The sequence below is a fragment of the Brucella tritici genome (genome assembly GCF_008932285.1).
GTDB lineage: Bacteria > Pseudomonadota > Alphaproteobacteria > Rhizobiales > Rhizobiaceae > Brucella > Brucella tritici.
In genome coordinates this window covers 649,640-670,307 of sequence record NZ_WBVY01000002.1, presented here as the reverse complement: position 1 = coordinate 670,307, position 20,668 = coordinate 649,640, and the positions used below count along the sequence as shown (strand labels likewise).

Here is a 20,668-nt window from a genome sequence, read left to right as displayed (position 1 = left end):
CTGAGCGCGCGCTAACCGCAAATGCTCTGCCTCATAAACCCGCGAGAACACTTGTTCTCGCGGGCCAGGAGAGTCTTTGCCTTCCCGCTTAAGGGGGATAAACAGATGAACTTTTCTCGCTTTTTCGTCGACCGCCCGGTCTTCGCTGGCGTTCTGTCGGTCCTGATCTTCGTTGCCGGTCTGATCGGCATGACAGGTCTGCCGATCTCGGAATATCCGGAAGTCGTGCCGCCACAGATCGTGGTCCGCGCGCAATATCCGGGCGCCAACCCGGCCGTTATTTCCGAGACTGTCGCCACGCCGCTTGAAGAACAGATCAACGGTGTCGAGGGCATGCTTTATATGCAGAGCCAGGCGACTGCCGATGGCGTCATGACGCTGACCGTCACTTTCGCGCTCGGCACCGATCCCGATCAGGCCCAGCAATTGGTACAGAACCGTATTTCGCAGGCCGAACCGCGCCTGCCGGAAGAAGTGCGCACGCTTGGCGTTACAACAGCCAAAAGCTCGCCCGACCTCACGCTCGTCGTTCACCTTATTTCGCCCGATGGGCGATATGACGTGAACTATCTGCGTAACTATGCCGTTTTGAACGTCAAGGACCGTATTGCCCGTGTTCCGGGTGTCGGTCAGGTGCAGATATTCGGCGGCGGTGATTATTCGATGCGCGTCTGGATTGACCCGCAGAAAGCTGCCGAACGCGGACTTTCCGCAAGCGACATCGCCAATGCTATCCGCCAGCAGAATGTTCAGGCCGCAGCCGGTGTCATCGGTGCATCGCCGTCAGTTTCGGGTCTCGACCTTCAGCTTTCCGTCAATGCGCAAGGCCGTCTCCAGTCACCGGAAGAATTTGCCAATATCGTCGTTAAATCAGGCAGCGAAGGTGAAATCACCCGGCTGGGCGATGTTGCGCGTGTTGAAATGGGAGCTGCCGATTATTCCCTGCGCTCACTGCTCGATAACAAGCAGGCTGTGGGCATGGGTGTGTTTCAGGCACCCGGCTCCAATGCGCTCGAAATCTCCGAAAACGTCCATGCCGCCATGGCTGACCTGAAGAAAACCATGCCGGAAGGCGTGGATTTCGACATCGTCTATGACACGACGGCCTTTGTGAAGGCCTCTATCGAGTCGGTCATTCACACATTGCTCGAAGCCATCGTGCTGGTGGTGATCGTCGTCATCCTGTTCCTGCAGACATGGCGCGCCTCCATCATTCCGCTGGTTGCCGTTCCCGTTTCCATCGTCGGCACGTTCGCGGTGATGTATGTGTTCGGCTTCTCCATCAATGCGCTCAGCCTCTTCGGTCTCGTGCTTGCCATCGGCATCGTGGTCGATGACGCCATCGTGGTGGTCGAAAATGTCGAGCGTAACATCGAGCAGGGACTCTCTCCGGTCGAGGCAACCTATCGTGCCATGCAGGAAGTGTCCGGGCCGATCATCGCCATCGCGCTGGTGCTGGTTGCGGTCTTCGTGCCGCTTGCCTTCATCACCGGCCTGACCGGCCAGTTCTATCGCCAGTTCGCTCTTACCATCGCGATCTCGACGGTGATCTCCGCCTTCAACTCGCTGACGCTTTCGCCTGCTCTGGCAGCCCTGCTCCTGCGCGGTCACGATGCGCCGAAGGATCGGCTGACCCGCATCATGGACAGACTGTTCGGCTGGTTCTTCCGTGGCTTCAACCGTTTCTTCGGTGCAAGTTCAAACGCCTATGGGCGCGGTGTTGGCGCCATTCTCTCGCGCAAGTCGCTGGTGATGGGCCTCTATGTCGTGCTGCTCGGCGTCACTTTCGTGCTGTTCCGTGCGGTGCCCGGCGGTTTCGTTCCGGCACAGGACAAGCAATATCTGATCGGCTTCGCGCAATTGCCGGATGCGGCAACGCTCGACCGTTCGGAAGATGTGATCCGCCGCATGAGCGACATTGCGCTCAAGCATCCGGGTGTGGCCAATGCCATCGCTTTCCCCGGCCTGTCGATCAACGGTTTCACCAACTCGTCGAACTCCGGCATCGTTTTCGTGACGCTGAAGCCGTTCGAGGAGCGTAAAACCCCGGAACTTTCGGCCAATGCCATCACGGGAGAACTGAACCAGCAGTTCGGCGCCATTCAGGATGCTTTCATCGCCATGTTCCCGCCACCGCCCGTTCAGGGTCTCGGCACGACAGGCGGCTTCAAGCTTCAGCTTGAGGATCGCAATGGGCTTGGCTTCAAAGCGCTTGACGATGCGACCAAGGCGTTTCTCGCCAAGGCTTATCAGACACCTGAACTGGCCGGTCTCTATTCGAGCTACCAGATCAATGTGCCGCAGCTTTATGCCGATCTTGATCGCACGAAGGCGCGTCAGCTTGGCGTAGCGGTGACCGATGTGTTCGAAACCCTGCAGATCTATCTGGGTTCGCTCTATGTCAACGACTTCAATGCCTTTGGACGCACCTACAGCGTGCGCATTCAGGCCGACGCGAATTATCGCAGCCATGCCGAAGATATCGGTAAGCTGAAGGTTCGTTCGCAGTCGGGCGAGATGATCCCGCTATCGGCTCTTCTGAAAGTCGAGCAGACCGTGGGTGCGGAACGCGCCATCCGTTATAACGGCTTCCTTTCTGCCGATATCAACGGCAACCCGGCTCCCGGATTCTCGTCCGGCCAGGCACAGGCTGCCATCGAACGGATCGCGGAAGAAACCTTGCCTCCGGGCATCGCTTACGAGTGGACCGACTTGACCTATCAGCAGATTCTGGCTGGCAGTTCGGGTTTCCTCGTCTTCCCGCTGGCGCTGCTGCTGGTCTATCTGGTGCTGGCTGCGCAATATGAAAGCCTTGCCCTACCGCTTTCGATCATCATGATCGTGCCAATGGGGATCATGGCGGCGCTCACCGGCGTCTGGCTGACCGGAGGTGACAACAACGTCTTCACCCAGATCGGCTTGATAGTCCTTGTGGGGCTATCGGCGAAGAACGCGATCCTGATCGTGGAATTCGCCCGCGAGCTGGAGCTGTCCGGACGAAGCGTCGTGCAGGCGGCGGTCGAGGCAAGCCGGTTGCGTCTGCGCCCGATCCTGATGACTTCGATGGCCTTCATCATGGGCGTGGTGCCTCTGGTGACATCGACAGGTGCCGGTGCTGAAATGCGCTCGGCCATGGGCATCGCGGTCTTTGCAGGCATGATCGGCGTGACGGCTTTCGGCATCTTCATGACGCCGGTGTTCTATGTGCTGATCCGCAAGCTCTCCGGTGAACGTCCGCTCAAACATGCAGGCGCCAAGATCGAAGCCCTACATCTGGCGCCGGGGGAATAACCCCGGCGTCACCTCAAGACCTGACCAGAAGGGCCGGAGCAATCCGGCCCTTTTCATGTAATCAGCGGATTTATTTTCTTCGCGTCGCGATATCGCCCGAATCTGTTTCTTAACAGGGAGCTTGTTCGATGCATGAAGGAGAAGATTGTTGCAGAAGCCCGGTTTGCTTGCCCTCACCCTCGTTGTCACTGCTCTAACAGCATGTTCCGAAACGACGCCCGGCCCGTCGGCAAGTGCCGCTCCTGCAAAACCGCCTGTCGATCCGACACCCATCTCAGGCAACTGGTGCAGCTCCGATGGCCAGCGGTTCTCCATTTCCGGCGAGCGTTTTGACAGCCGCGACAGCCAGTGCTCCATAACACGGATCAACAATTACGAAGGCACGTTTACCGTGGCCATGTCCTGCACCGCCAACGGTCAACAGTCGAACGAAAACATCACTATTTCACCTGTCGGCCAGTCGCTGCATATCTCATTCCTGTCCATGGGTGGCAAGCGGGCAGTGGTGAGCCGCTGCACCTCCTGACCGCCCCCAAAAACACATTAAGGCATAACCATGATTTGGCGCGATTTTCGCGCCAGATGTGTTTTTACGAGCAGAAGCGTTGCGTTTTCCAGAGAGAAATTACGGCGAACGCCCGACTAAATCATGACCAAAATGTGGCACATGATGTTCCGGGACAATGTGATGCGACAGGGCGATCGGGCTCTGCTAAACTTTCCGTTGCAATGCTACATCCAAACTGAAGGGAGACAGACATGAAAGTCGTATTCGTGACTACCGCTGTCCTCGCTCTGTCGGTTACGGCTGCGATGGCAGACTGCACTTATCATAATGCTCAATCCTCCACGAAGATGGAGAAGCCTCAGACAACTGCAAGCATTCAGACAACGGCACCGAAACAGAAATAACTGTCAAGCTGAACTGCCATATCTTTATTTGTGACGATTGTTGCGAAAGGCAGTAGTCGTCACTTTTTTGAGATTTAGCCAGTTCAAGCTGGTTTTTGCCCTGCTGGTTTTGAGGTCGCCATCCAGATATCGGCGAAAAAAAAGCGCCCTTCAGATGAAGGACGCGAAAGAGGTGCAAGCTCGCTCTGATCGAGGAACCCGAACGGCAGGTTCACAAGGCTCGACCAGATGCCAGTCGGCCATTCTTGTCCGGTAAGCAATCGATGAACGCAGGATCGGTTTTTGTTCGTAGCTCGAAACGCTTCGTTTCGAGAGTAACCGTTGTCGCTGCTTCCGCGCTATCCGGACTGGTTGGCTGCCTATCGACCCCGACTCCCCGCGGTCGATAAGCAGCCCCCGCCCAATTTTTGCGCCAGCCTCCTAAGCCCCAACAGGCCGGCGATCATTTAGTGAACGCTCTAGTAGCGAAAAACAATTCCCCTATTCAGGGGGGTAGCCCATAAAGAAGAACCCGTTAATTATCCAGAAATGACTTGTAAACGCCGGTACAGATTAAAATATCCAGTGAATCAGTTTGATATTTATTTAAAATTGGACCAAAATTTTTTAATGTTATGTGTGAACTGATGCTTTTGACGGAGAATCTTGCGCCGCAAGCTCAAGAGAATCTTGAAATTGTCCGCATCCTCCCGTTTAAGCTTCTTTACATTCGCAGTTTTTCGTTTCTGGAGATACCTCACGTGTCATGCGCAAACTGGATGTTCGCTTTCCGGCGTCTTCTGGCGCTCCCGGCACTGATCGCGTTTTTCGCCATCTGCCAAATCACCCATTTTACCGGCGTGGCCAATGCTGCGCCGCCCGTCGCGGTGACGATCACGCTGACCATTATCGCTCCGAATGGAACGACACGCGTACTGAGCACCGATGATTTCACGAAACTGCCGCAGAACAAGCTGCAGACCAACACCGCATGGACCGAAGGCCCGCAGAATTTCGACGGCGTGCTGTTGCGCGACGTGCTGGCAACGGTGGGTGTCGACGGAAAAGATGCAACCAGCCATTCGATCACGGTGCTGGCGCTCAACGATTACAGCATCAGCATTCCGCTGGAAGACGCCTATAAATACGACGTCCTTGTTGCGCACAAGATGAACGGCAAGGAGTTGAACCGGCGTGACAAGGGACCATACTGGATCGTCTACCCGCGCGACCAGCATGAGGAACTCAACGATTCGCGCTATGATCATCGATGGGCATGGCAGCTCAAGCAGATCGAGGTGAAATGAGACTAAAGCGGGGCTACATTCTTTCCGGCCTGGTCATGGTGGGGTTTGCGGCCCTGCTCGCTTATGCTTTCATTCAGCTTCTCGTCATCCAGAAATCGCTCGCAACCTATGTCGGCGAAAACATGGTCTGGGCCATCACCCAGACCGAGCGTGATGCCGGGCGTCTGGGCGAAACCGCGCTGACACTGCCGAGCGGCAACGCGGACACCGCCGATCTCTCGCTTCGCCTCGACGTTCTCTACAGCCGTTTTGCGCTTCTGGCCGATGCGCCGCAGAAGAAATATTTCGCGCGCATTCCGGGCGGTGCGGAAACCATCCAGCGCAATGCCGACCGGCTTCCCGAAATCGAGGCGATGATCGATGCCGAACCTGAGAAGTTCGACCCGGTCGCCATTTACGAAGCACTCGTCCCCATGCGCGAGGAACTGACCAAGGTTGCCAATGATGCAATGATCCTGGAACGTGACCGTGGCGGCGCACAGCGCGACCAGCAATTGCAGTCGATCTACCTGATCATGTTCGCAGTGCTGGGCATCATGGCCACCGGTGCCATCCTGTCATGGCAGGTGTTTTCCAACATGCGCAAGGCCGAGCGCGCCCACAAGGCGCTGCAGGAATACAAGCAGCAACTGGAACACACCGTCGCCGACCGCACCGCCGCCCTGCGCGAGGCGCTGGAAAGCGAGCGCAAGGCCAAGGAGCTTTACAAGAGCTTCATCACCACGGTATCGCACCAGTTCCGCACGCCTGTCTCGATCATCGACATCATCGCGCAGCGCTTCATCCGCCGCGCCGACGAGTTCACGCCTGAAATCATCATCGACAAGGCAAAGCGCATGCGCAATGCCAGCCGCCGCCTGATCCTGCTTCTGGAAAGCACGGCCAATGCGGAACGCCTCGATGAGAACGGCTTTCAGATCAACCGGCAGCCGGTCGATTTTTCGGAACTGGTCCGCAACACCTGCGCCTATCATCAGGAACTGCATCCCGAGCTGGAGCTGGTGACAGACATTCCGGACAGCGAGACCTTCTGTTATTGCGATGGCATTCTGGTCGAGCAGATTCTGGTCAACCTGCTTGGCAATGCCACCAAATATTCCCCAGCCGACAAGCCCATAGAAGTGACCACCGAGGAGGATGACAACGAGTTCCGCTGCATCGTTCGTGATTATGGCATCGGCATACCGGCAGAGGATGCGGGCCGCATCTTCACCCGCTTCTTCCGTGCCAGCAACGCATCGCATATGGCTGGCACCGGCCTCGGCCTCAGCCTGTCGCGCGCGCTCGCCGAATTGCATGGCGGAACGCTTGTCTTCACTTCCATTGAAGGACAAGGTACGGTGTTCATTCTGACTCTACCAAAGGTGGCCCAGCATGCGACTGCCTGAAATCCTCCCCATGCCGACCGTCCTCTGCATCGAGGACGAAACACATATTCTGGAAGAACTGATCGATGAATTGAGCACATCGGGTTTCAATGCCATCGGCGCTGCCAATGCGAGCGAAGCGTTGCGTGTGCTGGACACGACGACACCCGACATCATCATCTGCGATATATTGATGCCCGGCACCAACGGCCTGCAATTTCTGGAACAGATTCGCGGCTCCCGCGCCGACCTTGCCGGAACACCATTCCTGTTCCTGACTGCCCTTGCCGATCGCAGCCATGAGCTGACAGGCCGGGAGGCAGGCGCTGACGACTACCTCACGAAACCGATCGATTTCGACGTTCTCATTCTCACGATCCGCGCAAGACTCAATCTGGTCGCGCGGGTGAAAGCCATATCCGCACATCCGGCAGCAACAGAACCGGAAGGCGAGTTTATCCACCTTTCACGCCGCGAAACCGAAGTGCTGAAAGAGATCGGGGCTGGACACAGGAATGGCGAAATCGCCCGCAAACTTGGACTATCGGAACACACAGTCAGCGACTATGTGAAGGCCATCTATCAAAAACTGAGCGTTTCTTCTCGCGCCGAGGCAACCCGTGAAGCGATAAGGCGCGGTCTGGTCGACATGAGATAAGCGAGCAAGTTCAAACATATTTGTTTGGGGATGACTGGCAATGATCTCGACAATCCGAAAGCCCCAAATTACGGTTTGCTTATGAAGCAACCGGTTCGACAACGCGCTGTCTTCTTCATTGGCGGCTACGATCCGAAAACGCCGGAGGCGTTTTTTGGTCGATTGAATAGAGAAATCAAAAGGTTCGAGGCGCTTTGGGGCGTTCGCTCCGACGTTTCTGATGTCAGCATATCAGCGGACGGCGAGATCGGCTCCGTGTCGATCACGACGGCTCCCGCCGACAATAATTGGGACACTGAAACAGACTTCAATTTTCTCGTTCTGGACAGAATAGTGCTGGCGGATTTCGACCGCCCCCTGCCTGTCAGGCTGGCCAAATATCTTGTCGCTTTCGGCGATTTCGTCGTAACCGGCACCGCTTTTCGCTTCTTTGCAAAAGCCTGGCGCTTCGGGCTCTATTTCCTCTACCCGTTTCTCGTGCTCGCTTTGTTTGCTGCCGCGGGCTATGCGGTAGCGCGCTGGACGGTCCAGTGGCTGGGCGCGGTGAGCTGGTTCGTCGGCCTGGCGGTTTTTTCCGCGGCACTCGCCGTTCTGGGCAAGCGATGGTCAACCAACCATCTGATGGACCTGTGGTCGTTTTCGCTCAATTTCATTCGGGGAAGACGGCAGGACGCCGAATCCCTGATGCAGCGCTTTGCAGCCGGAATCGTCGAGCGCATCACCGCAAAACATTATGACGAAGTCATTCTGATCGGCCACAGCACCGGCGGCATGTTGATGCTGGACGTTGCAGCGCGCTGTCTTGCCATCGACCCGGAATTCAGCGACCGCGCGCCCAAAGTGACAGTCCTCACCCTTGGATCGACCGCGCTCAAGGCAGGCTATCACCCGGCGGGCAAGCATTTTCGCGAAGGCGTGCAACGGCTGGTGGACGACGGCAAGATCGACTGGGTGGAAATCCAGTGCCTGACCGACGCGATCAACTTCTACAAAACCGATCCCGTGGCCGAGATGGGTCTGAAGCGCGAACCGCAGCGGTCTTTCCCCGTGACAAAGACCGTGCGAATAAAGGACATGCTGCAGCCCGAAATCTACAAACGTGTGAAGCGGAATCTTTTTCGCGTGCACTATCAATATGTATTCGGAAATACAAAGCCCTATTGGTATGATTTCTTTCAGATTTGCTGTGGGCCGACCTCACTCGGAGACCGGACGGATGGCCGAATAATCGGTGCCTTGCCAATGAAAGAAAGTACTGCCGAATGACACCGACACTGGCCGCAATCGTCTGGGCTATAGGGCTTGTCGCCTGGGTCGTTATCCGCATTCCGCATCAGCGGCGTGCGCGCAAGATCAAAGTCGCCAACAATGCAAAGACGCTGGCCGACAGGCTGGCGCTGGGTGCGGCGAGCGTCGGCCTGTCGCTGATCCCGATTGTCTATGTCGCAACGGGCTTTCCTGCCCTTGCCGATTATGCTTTCCAGCCATGGCTGGCCTGGATCGGGCTGATTGTCGAAATCGCTTTCCTCTGGCTTTTCTATGCAAGCCACCGCCAGTTGGGCAAAAACTGGTCCGTCTCGCTTGAAATCCGCCGCGAACACAAGCTGGTGACGGATGGACTTTACAAATATGTCCGTCATCCGATGTATCTGTCATTCTGGTTGTGGGCGATTGCCCAATTCTGCCTGCTGCCGAACTGGTTTGCCGGTCTGGCTGGCCTTGTCGGCGTTGCTATCCTCTATTTCTATCGTGTCGATCACGAGGAGGCGATGATGCGCGCAGCATTCGGCGCATCCTATGATGAGTATGCGCGCCGGACCGGCCGTGTCATTCCGAGAATCAAGTTCTAGTGATTTGGCCGAAACGGATCAGCGCTCTAAATACTTCTTTCGATGCGCCTCGTTCGAAAGCCATTTTTCGGACGCGCTCTAACAGGTAATCGAAGATGAATTCAAAGCCGAATAGTTTGCGTTCGAAATCCCTGACCCGTCGCAGCCTGCTGTTTGCGGGGGCTGCACTTGCGCTCTACGGCGGCGCGGCACAGGCAGCACCCAAAACACCGTCCCGAAACTCGCCGCAGGCCGATGTTTATCTTCTGCGGGGTTTCGGGGATGTCTTCTCCACCGGCATCGACGAAATTGGCAAGCAGTTGCAGGCCAACGGAGTGGATGCGCATGTCGAGGGGCATCAGGCCTGGCGTTTCGTACTGAATCAGATACTCGCCGACCAGCGGAAGAACCCGCGCGCACCTGTCATTCTTATCGGCCACTCGCTCGGCGCCAATGCCGTCATCGACATTGCAACCGCGCTTGAAAAGAAGGGCATTCAGGTCACTTACATGGCCACCTTTGCCGCCACCGCGCCTGCCCCTCTGCCCGGCAATATAAGGCGTGTCGTGAATTTCTATTTCAAGCAGCACGGCTGGGGCCTGCCGCTGACCGCCGGCCCGCGTTTCAGGGGGAGCCTCGACAATCGCGACTTCTCGGGCATGAAGGATATCGGCCATTTCAACATCGAGAAACAGCGCCCGCTTCAGGACGAAGTGGTGCGCAATGTGCTGAGCATCGTACGCTCAAGATGACCTGAAAAGCCGATTGGCGGAAGAGAATGGGAGTCGAACCCACCAAAGACCGTCTATCGGCCCCTCCCGGATTTGAAGTCCGGACATGCCACCGGGCATGTATCCCTTCCAGATATTGAATTCATTGCATAAATTCATATCGGCACGCAGTAGCAACGGGCAGATTTCCAACCTGTTGCTACTCTTTCATTCGCTCGTCATTCCTACAGCACCAGCAATCATAGCGTCAATCTAGAGCATGTCTCCCGAAAGTGGGAACCGGTTTCGGGATAAAGACATGATTAAAAACAAACAGATAGAGCATTTCCAACGATTCAGTCAAAACAGGAAATGCTCTAGACGGCTGGTATCCAGCCGCCGGTCACTGAATGATGCAGGTTCCCGGCCACTCATTGCATGGCCGGTTAGCGCAGCCGCCAACGGCGGCCAGAACGAGTATCAGGCAGATGGTCGTCGAAAGAGATTTCACTTTATTTCTCCGGTTGTCCCTACTTCCCCTTGCGTGAAATCGCCGAACAAGTCCAGCTTGCGGCGGTTCAGGCGGCGCATGTCTCCGCGCCTTATCGTGACGCTGTTGCGATCGAAGAATTCCAGTATCTGGATCGCCACCTTGCGACCGCTATCCACCCGGTCGCGAAATCGCGCTGCAATGAACCAGCCACCATCAAATGCCGCATCCATATCCGACAGGATACCGATCATTTCGGCAATCGTTGCCCGCAGGAAAAAATGGTCGTGCGCCACTTCGTGCACCCGGCCCATGCGCCCTGAAAGTTTGAGAAGGCGGCGAACATCTTCCTCCCGCTCATCAAGCAGACCTGCAATATCACGCACGCGCGGCGGGCGAAAACGAGCCTCACCGCCAAGCAGCGGCGCGATGCGCTGCCAGAGCGCCTCGTCGGCATCGCTCATCGTCACTTCATGATCGCGCAGGCGAAGCCAGGCGCCGTCCAGCCTCAGCAGGTCCGCTTCGACCAGCGCGGCGATCGCAGCGCGAAAGGCGGGTGCTGGCAGGCGCGGTTTCAACAGCAACCGCAGCCGTTCAACACCCATGCCGATCAGGTCTGGGTTTTCGTCATGGAAAGTGCCGAGCCGCGCCAGAATATCTTCGCGCAGAGCGTCCCATCGTTCCGGCAACAGCAAGAGGACGGAGTTCGCCTGCGGGAGCATCAAGGCATCGAGCGCCTGCGCCAGACCTCGCGGATCGTCCGCCAGCGCGCGGTCGCGCAGAAATGCCATCGCATCAAGATAGTAAGGTTCGGCAGTCAGCAATGCGCGTGCCGCTTCCACGGGGTTGTCAATGGAGTGGGCGTCAAGTTGCGCCATGCGTTCCGGACTGCGGCGCTTGCGTTGCGGCGGGCGCAGATCGAGAAACCGTCCGCCGCCAATGGTGCGTTGTGCGGACACATCGCGGATGACGAAACGGTCTCCGACCGAAGCCGCGATGGGACGATCCAGCACCAGTTGCACCCGATCTTCGGTGCCGGGCGAAAGCTCTTCATCCCGCAAAAGCACGATGCGCGCACCGACCTCGGTGGAGGCATGATGCAGGCGGACCGGGAACCACTGACCAAGCGGCTTTTTTTCCGAGGACAGGATTTGCAACGATGCATCGATGCGGTCCGTCGGGCGATGAAGGTCGGGCGACACCAGCATATCGCCGCGATGCACCGCTTCTTTCGATATGCCGTCGCCTGCCAGATTGAGCGCACAGCGATCACCCGCCTGCGCGGTCTCGCTTAGCCTGTTCTGCGCATGAATGGTGCGGACACGCACCTCCTTGCCAGACGGGCTGATGACCAGATGGTCGCCAATAGCGACCTTGCCGGAAAGCACTGTACCCGTGACCACTGTGCCTGCGCCCTTGAGCGTAAAGGAGCGGTCCACTGCAAGACGAAAGCGTCCATTTGCCCGCCGCTCGCCGAATGCATGAGCTTCGGTTTCCAGCACGGCTTTAAGATCATCGATCCCGGCACCGGAAATGGTGGAGACCGCCAGAACGGGAATGTCGGCAAGCCCTGTCAGCGCCAGTTCATTGCTGATAGCGGTTTCAACCTCGGCAAGACGGTCAGGTTCGACAAGGTCGGATTTGGTAATGACGGCGATGCCACGCCGGATGCCAAGCAGATTGACGATTGCCAGATGTTCGCGCGTTTGCGGCATTATCCCGTCATCGGCAGCGACAACCAGCATGACGAAATCGATGCTCGCCGCACCGGCAAGCATCGTATGCACGAATTTTTCATGCCCCGGCACATCAACAAAGCCGAGTATATCCTTTTCGTCACCGGACAAGGGCAGATAGGCAAAGCCGAGATCGATGGAAATGCCCCGCGCCTTTTCCTCTTTCAGCCGGTCCGTATCCACCTGTGTAAGGGCGCGCACCAGCGAGGTCTTGCCATGATCGATATGCCCCGCCGTTCCGACGATCATGGCTTTTCGTTCAGCGCATTGCGCGCTGCCTCGATGAAAGGAGTGGCAAGCGCGCTGCCGCCCGCCTCGGCGCGCATGAGACATTCGTAAGCCGCCACCGGGTCGCGTTCCACGCCCATGCCAAGATGGAGTGCTGCGCCAAGCATGGCTTCGCCATCCGGGTCACCCGCGGCGGACGCCTTCCGCCACCAGTGTACGGCCTGAGAAGGATCACGGGGCACGCCGAGAGCATTATGATAGATCATGCCAAGCCGGGTCATGGCTGCAGCTACACCGCCCTCCGCCGCCTTCAGCGCCCATTCACGCGCCTCAACCGGGTCGGCGGCTATCACCTCACCTTCCATGAGCATCCAGCTCAGCATGTCCTGCGCCTGCGGATCACCCTGTTCTGCGGCAAGCCGGTACAGCCTTGCAGCTTCCGGATAATCGGCTTCGATGTCTTCATCCTTGAAGAGGAGCGAAGCGAGATTGCGCTGGCCGGAAGCATCGCCAGACGCCGCTGAAAGCGCCAGCCAGCGCTGGGCGAGGTCGATATTTTTCTCAACGCCCATGCCGCCCGCAAAACAGGCGCCGATATTGTTCTGCGCACGCGCATTGCCTGCACGTGCCAGCGGCTCCCAGATGGAAAGCGCCGTTGCGTAATCGCCCGCCTTTGCAGCGACAAGCGCCTTTTCCAGCGCTTGAGCTGTCGTGTCCGGCTTCGGCTTGCGGGTGAAAAGATCAGCGAGCCGCATAGGATGACAGGTTCCGAACGAAACTATTCTCGTCATCAAGGCAGCGCAGATCGAGCACGAATGCGCCTTTTTCAATCCGTCCGATCACCGGCAAAGGCAGCGCGCGCAATGAACTGCCAAGCGCGGTCAGCGCGGAACCGCTGCCATCCTTCGGCACAATCGACAATCCCGCACTTGGAACGGTCGAGAGCGGCAATGCGCCGGAGCCGATCTGGCTGGCGCAGTCTGTCACCGCCACGGTGAAATTCGGGCCGAGTATTTTCTCCAGCTCCGGCTTGAGCCGTGCTACCTGCGCGGCAATTTCAGCCTGCGGACGCGCCAGATAGCGAATGGTCGGCAGCTTTTCCGCAAGCCGTTCCGGGTTGCGATAAAGTTTCAGCGTCGCTTCAAGTGCTGCGAGCCTGATCTTGTCGACCCGCAAGGCGCGCTTCATCGGGTTCTTGTTGATGCGGGCAATCAGGTCGCGCCGCCCGACGATGAACCCCGCCTGTGGTCCGCCGAGAAGCTTGTCGCCGGAAAAGGTGACAATATCTGCACCTTCCCCGACCGCTTCGCGCACCGTCGGCTCGTGCGCGAGACCGAAGGAAGTCAGATCGGCAAGCGTGCCGGAACCAAGATCATTAACCAGCGGCACGCCTTTGCCTCGCGCAATTGCCGCCAGTTCCGACGCGGAGACTTCCCGCGTAAAACCTTCAATCCGATAGTTGGAAGTGTGGACCTTCAGTACCAGCCCTGTATCGGGGTTGATTGCATTCTCGTAGTCACGCGGATGGGTGCGGTTGGTGGTGCCCACTTCGACAAGTCGTGTCCCGGCGCGGGTCATGATGTCCGGCATGCGGAATGCGCCGCCGATCTCGATCAGCTCGCCGCGTGACACAATGGCTTCCTTGCCCGCGGCAAGGCTGTTCAGCACCAGCAGCACGGCGGCTGCATTATTGTTGACGACGGTTGCGTCTTCGGCCCCTGTCAGTTCGCAGACAAGTGCGCGCAGATGGTCGTCCCGCTCGCCGCGCCCGCCCGACGACAGGTCGAATTCAAGCGAAACCGCCTGCCGCATGGCTTGCGTAGCGGCCTCGATTGCAGATTCGGCAAGAATGGCGCGCCCCAGATTGGTGTGCAGCACAGTTCCGGTCAGATTGAATAACGGTCGCAGGCTCGATTGCCCCGACGCTTCAAGCACATGGAGAACCCGTTCAGCCAAATGCGCGTTGCTGGAGAGCGAGGCCCCGGATTTCACCGCCTCGCGCTCATCGCCCAGCGCCTTTCGTACAGCTTCCGTCACCGCCGCATGGCCAAAACTCTCCAATGCCCCGGAGAGCTCCGGCATTTGCAGGATGGTATCCACGGACGGAAGGTGACGCAGCGAAGCCTTGATCTGGTCCATGCTGCCTCACAATCCGGCAAGAAGCGGCGAGAACCCGCGTCGCCGGTAAGGCGTCTCACGCATCAAGATATCGAGGCCGAGGCTCGCAATATCGTCGGCCATAGGATCGGCATCCGCCGATAGCTGCTGATAGATGATCTTGACCCAGCTCTGGCATTCGTCGCAGGTTTCGGCCTTGATGATGCCGCCGCCTTCTTCAACTTCCTTGTAGCCGATGCCCTTTGTGGAACCGCAGCACACGCATTTGACCCGCACATAATGCCAGAGCGTGTTGCAGATGGAACAGGAGCAGAAGCGAGCGCCATGCGCGCCGTGCCAGCCCACGACCATTGAGCTTGATGGTATGCTGCCGCAAGTCGGGCAGACGCCATCTGCAACGGGTTTCAGCGACTTCGGATCAAGCGCCGATGCAAGCCGCGTGAAATGAAGCTGCAAGCCTGCCCAGATATAAATATGTTCCGCAATTGCTTCCGGTGGCAGAACACCGGCAAAGAGTGCCTCGATCATCCGGCGACGCTCACCCGCATTGGCAGTCGCCACGCGCTCCAGCGCATCGGCGGCATCCTGCGGCTTGGCAATATTGCGAGCACGCTCGAACAGCCGGTCGAAGACAGTATTGAGCGCTGCTTGCGATATGGCATCCGCACGATCGATCGCCGGCATGCCGAATTCTCGCCCCCGCTCATCGCCCTGCGCTACAGTGGCAGGACCAAGACCAGCCGCTATGTCGGACTGCGCCTCGCTCAGATCGGCAATAAATTCGAGATAGGGTTTCAGCGGGCTGACCGAGCCCAAAAGGCGCAGCCGCCCTGCTCTTTCGGCGAAAAGCACGCCGGGGTCCGGCAATTGTACGAAGGGTGGGACCGATATTTCGCCGATGACCGTCGGGTCCGGCACCAGATCTTTCTTGCCTGCCATGTCACTCCTCACGAACCCAACGGGCCACGTGGACCACTGAATATGATCGCCCTCGAATGACGACCGCGTAAATTCAGGCGGCAGGCTTTCCGCCGCCCTGTTTCACTTTCTGCTTCGATGTCAGTTCGCGCAACCATTTGCGGTGATGTCGCCATGCCCAGCCACCAGTAACCGTGCCGCGTGTCATCGCATGGATCGTGCCCTTGACCCAGATCGCGGCATAGACATGCACGATCCAGACGCAGATCGCCGCCACCGCCGCCATGGAATGGACAAGCAAGGCCCAGCGCTGCTGGTTGATGCTGGTGAAGGAACCGAAATACTCGTTCCAGATCATCACGCCTGAAACGATCAGAATGATAATCAGCAGCGACATGGACCAGAAAACGAGCTTCTGCCCGGCGTTATATTTGCCGACTTCGGGCAGCTTTTCTTCATTGCCGGAGATCACGTCATTGGCATGTGCCAGCCATTGGCTGTCTTCACGTTTCCACAGATTGGCGCTCCAGAAACGCACGAAAAGCCCAAGAAAGCTGAAGAACAACACCACGCCGATCCACGGATGGATGGCGCGTGTCCATTGTCCGCCGCCAAACAGGCCCGACAGGAAAAACAGCGAAGGGTGGAACATGGCAAGGCCGGACAAGGCCAGCAGCACGAGGCTGATGGCGGTGATCCAGTGATTGATGCGTGCTCCGCCTGAATAGCGGTGCACCCTGACCGGCTTGCCGGGTTCTATCCCGTCGCCGCGTTCAACATCGTCAAAGTCGGTCTTGCTCATGAGCTTTTCTCTCCCGTGAGCTTTTCGGCCTGTTCCTCGTCATGCTCTGTCACGACGTTCGGACCCTTGAAGATATAATGCAGCAGACCCGCTGCGGCGGCCAGCCCCATTGCGGCCATGCCCGCATATTTGGATACGCCCTTCCACGCTTCGACAACCGGGCTGATGCGCGGATTGTTCGGCAGATTGGCGTAGATTTCGGGCTTGTCGGCATGGTGCAGCACATACATGACATGCGTGCCGCTGACGCCCGGCGGATCGTAAAGACCGGCATTCTCGAAGCCGCGCGATTTCAAATCCTTGATGCGTCCGTCGGCCCATTCCTTCATCTCGTCCTTGGTGCCATAGACGATGGCCTGCGTCGGGCATGCCTTGGCGCAGGCAGGCCCCTGTCCGACTGCAATACGATCAGAGCAGAGCGTGCACTTATAGGCCTTGTGGGTCACTTCCGACACACGTGGAATGTTGAACGGGCATCCCTTGATGCAATAGCCGCAACCGATGCAGTTATCGTGGATGAAATCGACGATACCGTTGGAATATTGCACGATTGCACCAGGCGCCGGGCAAGCCTTGAGGCAGCCGGGGTCTTCGCAATGCATACAGCCATCCTTGCGGATCAGCCATTCCAGATTGCCGGTATCGGGATTGTCCCACTCGGTAAAGCGCATCAGCGTGAAGGTATTCGGCGTCAGATCGTGCGGATTGTCATAGACACCCACATTGATGCCGACTTCCTCATGCGTGTCGTTCCATTCGGCGCAGGCCGATTGGCAGGCCTTGCAGCCGATGCATTTCGACACATCTATGAGCTTCGCCACCTCGGTCTGGCGTTCGGCAGGCGTCACATTCGACGCCGACCGCCTGATAAGGTCCTTGTCACCGAAACGCGGCTGTTGCGGCTGGACGCTAGGATTGGGAACGGGTGGAAACATCTCTAATCCCTCCTAAGCTACAGGCGCGCTTGAGCGCTCGATATTGACCAGAAACGCCTTGAACTCCGGCGTTTCAATGTTCGCATCGCCGACGAAAGGCGTCAGCGAGTTCGGGCCGAAGCCCTTGCGGGCGGCACCCATGAAGCCCCAATGGAGCGGGATGCCGACCACATGCACCGTCTTGCCGTCGCAGATGAGCGGCTTGATGCGCTTGGTCACCACGGCCTTGGCCTTGACCGAACCGCGCTTCGACCACACCCGCACCCAGTCGCCCTTGGCAATGCCCTTTTCCTTCGCCAGCTCTTCGGAAATTTCCACGAAGAACTCGGGCTGCAGAACGGCATTCACCATGACGTGCTTCGTCCAGTAGTGGAAATGTTCGGTCAGGCGGTAGGACGTCGCCGCATAGGGGAACTCCTCCGATGCCGTTTCCGCAAACTGCTTGAAGTCGTCGTTGAAGACACGCGCCACCGGATTGCCCCGAACCTTCGGTGCAATCACATTGGCGACCGGCGATTCAAACGGCTCGTAATGAGCCGGGAACGGACCGTCGCGCATCATGCCGCGGCTGAACAGGCGCGAGGAACCTTCCGCATTCATGATGAACGGCCCGACCTCTTCCGGCTTGGCGGTCGGCGCGATGTCCGGCACGTCATAGCCCGTCCATTTTGAGCCGTCCCATTCGATGAGCTTGCGGCTCGGGTCCCACGGCTTGCCGTTGAGATCGGCAGAGGCGCGGTTATAGAGAATGCGACGGTTTGCAGGCCATGCCCACGACCAGTTGAGATAGGCACCCGTCTCATCCGGATCGTGATTGTCGCGGCGGGCCATATTGTTGCCAGCCTCGGTGAAGCAGCCGGAATAAATCCAGCAGCCCGATGCCGTCGAACCATCGTCGCGCAGTGCCGCAAAGCCGGCCAGAAGCTTGCCCGCCTCGGCAACCACCTTGGTCGGGTCGGTCGGGTCGGTCACCGTGCCAAGGGCGCGACCGTTCAGTTCCTTGGCCAGTTCTTCCGCCGTCGGTTCGCCTTCGTCCTCATAATCCCAGACGAGATTGAGGATCGGGTCGGGGAAGGCCCCGCCTTCCTTGCTATAAAGCTCCTTCAGCCGCAGATAGATCTGGGCCATGATCCAGTTGTCGGTCTTCGCGTCGCCCGGCGGCGTAGCACCGGGCCAGTGCCATTGCAGCCAGCGTCCGGAATTGGTGAGCGAGCCCTCATCCTCTGCAAAGCAGGTGGAAGGAAGCTGGAACACTTCCGTCTGGATGGAAGCCGAATCCACATCGTTGAATTCACCGTGGTTTTCCCAGAAACGCGAGGTTTCCGTTTCCAGCGGGTCCATCGTCACGAGGAATTTCAGCTTCGACAAAGCGTCGGTCAGCTTCTTGCGGTTCGGCACCGCCATCAGCGGATTGAAGCCCTGACAGACATAGCCGTTGACCTTGCCCTCATACATCATGTCGAAGATACGAAGCATGTCGTAATTCGGCACGTCGAGCTTCGGCAGCCAGTCATAGACAAAGTCGTTTTCGACAGTCGCGGCGCTGCCCCACATCGCCTTCTGGAAACTGACGAAGAACTTGCGATAATTCTGCCAATAGCTTGTCTGGTTCGGGCGCAGCGGCTTGAAACCGCGTGTCGACATATAGATTTCGAGATCAGTTTCCTTTTCGACCGGAATGTTCATATAGCCCGGCAGAAGATTGGACATCAGGCCGATATCGGTCAGTCCCTGAATGTTGGAGTGACCGCGCAGCGCATTCATGCCGCCGCCACGCACGCCGATATTGCCGAGGATAAGCTGCAGCATCGCCATGCAGCGAATATTCTGCGACCCCTTGGAATGCTGCGTCCAGCCGAGCGCATACATCGACGTCATCGTCTTGTCCGATGCCGAGCATTCGGACATCATCTCGGCCACTTTCAGGAATTTCTCCTTCGGCGTGCCGCAGATGCGTTCAACCATTTCCGGCGTGAAGATCGAAACGTGCTGCTTCAGCAGGTTCCACACGCAACGGGGGTTCTGCAACGTGTCGTCAACGACCGCATAGCCGTCATCGCCGATCACATAATCCCAGCTCGAGCGGTCGTAATCCCGCTTTTCCTCGTCATAGCCGGTAAACAGCCCGTCCTTGTATTCGAAGCCATCCTTGATGATGTAGCTGGCATTGGTGAAATGCTTCACATAATCCCACTGCACCTTGTTATTCTGGATGCAGTAATTGATGACGCCGAGCAGAAAGGCGATATCCGACCCCTGCCGGATAGGCGCGTAGAAATCCGCCACGGAAGCCGTGCGCGTGAAACGCGGATCGACGACGATCAGCCGGGCGCCACGGTTGGCCTTGGCCTCCGTCACCCATTTGAAGCCGCAAGGATGCGCTTCCGCCGCATTGCCGCCCATGACGACGACGAGATCGGTGTTCTTGATATCGGTCCAAGAGTTGGTCATTGCTCCGCGGCCAAATGTTGGGGCGAGACTCGCCACCGTCGGGCCGTGTCAGACGCGTGCCTGGTTATCGAATGCAACTATGCCTGTGCTGCGCACCACCTTGTAGGTGAGAAACGCTGTTTCATTGGTGGTTGCCGAAGCCGCGAGAAAACCCGTCGAGGTCCAGCGATTGACCGTGGTGCCTGCCGCGTTCTTCGCGATGAAGTTGGCGTCGCGGTCGTCTTTCAGATGCCGCGCGATGCGGTCGAGCGCATCTTCCCAGGAAATCTGCTTGAACTCGGACGAACCCGGCTCGCGTACCTGCGGATATTGCAGGCGGGTCTTCGCCTTGACGAAATCCTTCAGTGCCGCACCCTTCGGGCATAGCGTGCCGCGGTTGGTCGGGTGATCCGTATCGCCTTCGACATGGATCAGCTCGGCCTTCTCGCCTTTCCTGACATCCCCCTTGGAATAAAGGATAATGCCGCAGGCAACCGAGCAGTAAGGGCAGGTATTTCGGGTTTCGGTCGTGTTGGTCAGCTTGAAGGGGCGAATGGATTCGGCATAGGCGCTTTCCACTGCACCGAAACCGAAAGACCCAAGCGCCGAAGCCGCCACTACCGCCCCCGTTCCGCCCAGAAACTGGCGGCGTGAGAGCTCCACATTCATTGCGCTGCACCTCCCTGATCGTCAGAAGAAAATGCCGAGGCATGCTCTTCTTTAAATTGGACTTGCCTGACATCAGTTCACCGCAATAAAACCAAGTTGTCAACCGAACGGCAGGCTAAAAATATTAACAATACGGTGCATTTATCAATAACATGACTTTAATTGTCAGGTATTAATACATGAACCTCATCACGAGAATGACTTGAAAACGCGCTGGCTGATTGACGTTCCTGTGTAAAAACGCCAGACTGCTTTTGTGGCTTCTTATATAGCTCCCGAGTTTCGGGGC

At 57.8% G+C, this 20,668-nt stretch carries 16 protein-coding genes and 1 tRNA gene; 9 read left to right on the top strand and 8 right to left on the bottom strand.

Annotation, left to right across the window (positions count from 1 at the left end; translation table 11 throughout):
- Positions 1-105 precede the first annotated feature (105 nt).
- The 9 genes from F9K94_RS08475 (at position 106) to F9K94_RS08440 (ending at position 10,095) form a co-directional block, all read left to right on the top strand.
- A complete protein-coding gene (locus F9K94_RS08475) occupies positions 106-3,291 on the top strand; it encodes an efflux RND transporter permease subunit (protein ID WP_151644897.1) in 3,186 nt (1,061 codons plus the stop codon).
- A 148-nt stretch (positions 3,292-3,439) separates the two neighbouring features.
- Complete coding sequence (locus tag F9K94_RS08470; protein ID WP_151644896.1) at positions 3,440-3,817, top strand: hypothetical protein; 378 nt, start codon at positions 3,440-3,442, stop codon at positions 3,815-3,817.
- Positions 3,818-4,050: 233 nt separating this feature from the next.
- On the top strand, positions 4,051-4,203 hold the full coding sequence (locus tag F9K94_RS24595; RefSeq protein ID WP_210250251.1) for a hypothetical protein: 153 nt from the start codon (positions 4,051-4,053) through the stop codon (positions 4,201-4,203).
- A gap of 740 nt (positions 4,204-4,943) precedes the next feature.
- Entirely contained in the window at positions 4,944-5,489 is a 546-nt protein-coding gene (locus F9K94_RS08465) for a molybdopterin-dependent oxidoreductase (RefSeq protein WP_235813503.1), read from the top strand.
- Positions 5,486-6,877, top strand: coding sequence for a sensor histidine kinase (locus F9K94_RS08460; protein ID WP_061346736.1), 1,392 nt, complete (start codon positions 5,486-5,488; stop codon positions 6,875-6,877). The genes F9K94_RS08465 and F9K94_RS08460 overlap by 4 nt, the downstream gene beginning before the upstream one ends.
- Positions 6,864-7,514 carry a response regulator transcription factor gene (locus tag F9K94_RS08455; protein ID WP_151556170.1) on the top strand — a complete coding sequence of 217 codons (651 nt, stop codon included), beginning with the start codon at positions 6,864-6,866 and terminating at the stop codon, positions 7,512-7,514. Before F9K94_RS08460 ends, F9K94_RS08455 begins: the two co-directional genes overlap by 14 nt.
- A gap of 81 nt (positions 7,515-7,595) precedes the next feature.
- Positions 7,596-8,780 carry a lipase family protein gene (locus tag F9K94_RS08450; RefSeq protein ID WP_151644892.1) on the top strand — a complete coding sequence of 395 codons (1,185 nt, stop codon included), beginning with the start codon at positions 7,596-7,598 and terminating at the stop codon, positions 8,778-8,780.
- Entirely contained in the window at positions 8,777-9,364 is a 588-nt protein-coding gene (locus F9K94_RS08445; RefSeq protein WP_151644890.1) for a protein-S-isoprenylcysteine O-methyltransferase, read from the top strand. Before F9K94_RS08450 ends, F9K94_RS08445 begins: the two co-directional genes overlap by 4 nt.
- Before the next feature lie 95 nt (positions 9,365-9,459).
- A complete protein-coding gene (locus F9K94_RS08440) occupies positions 9,460-10,095 on the top strand; it encodes an alpha/beta fold hydrolase domain-containing protein (protein WP_407922035.1) in 636 nt (211 codons plus the stop codon).
- Between the two features lie 14 nt (positions 10,096-10,109).
- On the opposite strand, the gene F9K94_RS08435 is transcribed toward F9K94_RS08440, so the two are convergent.
- The 8 genes from F9K94_RS08435 to fdnG all read right to left on the bottom strand — a co-directional run bounded on the left by F9K94_RS08435 (position 10,110) and on the right by fdnG (position 20,379).
- Positions 10,110-10,205: transfer RNA gene (locus F9K94_RS08435), tRNA-Sec, on the bottom strand.
- 355 nt (positions 10,206-10,560) lie between these two features.
- Positions 10,561-12,528 carry a selenocysteine-specific translation elongation factor gene (selB, locus tag F9K94_RS08430; RefSeq protein ID WP_151644888.1) on the bottom strand — a complete coding sequence of 656 codons (1,968 nt, stop codon included), beginning with the start codon at positions 12,526-12,528 and terminating at the stop codon, positions 10,561-10,563.
- Positions 12,525-13,262: a tetratricopeptide repeat protein gene (locus F9K94_RS08425; protein WP_151644886.1), complete on the bottom strand. Its 738-nt coding sequence runs from the start codon at positions 13,260-13,262 to the stop codon at positions 12,525-12,527. Before F9K94_RS08425 ends, selB begins: the two co-directional genes overlap by 4 nt.
- On the bottom strand, positions 13,249-14,646 hold the full coding sequence (gene selA / locus F9K94_RS08420) for an L-seryl-tRNA(Sec) selenium transferase (protein WP_151644884.1): 1,398 nt from the start codon (positions 14,644-14,646) through the stop codon (positions 13,249-13,251). Before selA ends, F9K94_RS08425 begins: the two co-directional genes overlap by 14 nt.
- 6 nt (positions 14,647-14,652) lie before the next feature.
- Positions 14,653-15,564 (bottom strand): formate dehydrogenase accessory protein FdhE, encoded by a 912-nt coding sequence (gene fdhE, locus F9K94_RS08415; protein WP_151644882.1) that lies wholly within the window; start codon positions 15,562-15,564, stop codon positions 14,653-14,655.
- Positions 15,565-15,637: 73 nt separating this feature from the next.
- On the bottom strand, positions 15,638-16,345 hold the full coding sequence (locus F9K94_RS08410; protein ID WP_151556249.1) for a formate dehydrogenase subunit gamma: 708 nt from the start codon (positions 16,343-16,345) through the stop codon (positions 15,638-15,640).
- Entirely contained in the window at positions 16,342-17,280 is a 939-nt protein-coding gene (gene fdxH, locus F9K94_RS08405) for a formate dehydrogenase subunit beta (protein ID WP_151644880.1), read from the bottom strand. Before fdxH ends, F9K94_RS08410 begins: the two co-directional genes overlap by 4 nt.
- Before the next feature lie 12 nt (positions 17,281-17,292).
- On the bottom strand, positions 17,293-20,379 hold the full coding sequence (gene fdnG / locus F9K94_RS08400; RefSeq protein WP_151644878.1) for a formate dehydrogenase-N subunit alpha: 3,087 nt from the start codon (positions 20,377-20,379) through the stop codon (positions 17,293-17,295).
- Between the last annotated feature and the right edge of the window lie 289 nt (positions 20,380-20,668).

Coding starts and splice junctions, on each gene's coding strand:
- F9K94_RS08475 (WP_151644897.1), top strand. CDS start 106: ATGAACTTTTCTCGCTTTTTCGTCGACCGCCCGGTCTTCGCTGGCGTT.
- F9K94_RS24595 (WP_210250251.1), top strand. CDS start 4,051: ATGAAAGTCGTATTCGTGACTACCGCTGTCCTCGCTCTGTCGGTTACG.
- F9K94_RS08460 (WP_061346736.1), top strand. CDS start 5,486: ATGAGACTAAAGCGGGGCTACATTCTTTCCGGCCTGGTCATGGTGGGG.
- F9K94_RS08455 (WP_151556170.1), top strand. CDS start 6,864: ATGCGACTGCCTGAAATCCTCCCCATGCCGACCGTCCTCTGCATCGAG.
- F9K94_RS08450 (WP_151644892.1), top strand. CDS start 7,596: ATGAAGCAACCGGTTCGACAACGCGCTGTCTTCTTCATTGGCGGCTAC.
- F9K94_RS08445 (WP_151644890.1), top strand. CDS start 8,777: ATGACACCGACACTGGCCGCAATCGTCTGGGCTATAGGGCTTGTCGCC.
- F9K94_RS08440 (WP_407922035.1), top strand. CDS start 9,460: ATGAATTCAAAGCCGAATAGTTTGCGTTCGAAATCCCTGACCCGTCGC.
- selB (WP_151644888.1), bottom strand. CDS start 12,528: ATGATCGTCGGAACGGCGGGGCATATCGATCATGGCAAGACCTCGCTG.
- F9K94_RS08425 (WP_151644886.1), bottom strand. CDS start 13,262: ATGCGGCTCGCTGATCTTTTCACCCGCAAGCCGAAGCCGGACACGACA.
- selA (WP_151644884.1), bottom strand. CDS start 14,646: ATGGACCAGATCAAGGCTTCGCTGCGTCACCTTCCGTCCGTGGATACC.
- fdhE (WP_151644882.1), bottom strand. CDS start 15,564: ATGGCAGGCAAGAAAGATCTGGTGCCGGACCCGACGGTCATCGGCGAA.
- F9K94_RS08410 (WP_151556249.1), bottom strand. CDS start 16,345: ATGAGCAAGACCGACTTTGACGATGTTGAACGCGGCGACGGGATAGAA.
- fdxH (WP_151644880.1), bottom strand. CDS start 17,280: ATGTTTCCACCCGTTCCCAATCCTAGCGTCCAGCCGCAACAGCCGCGT.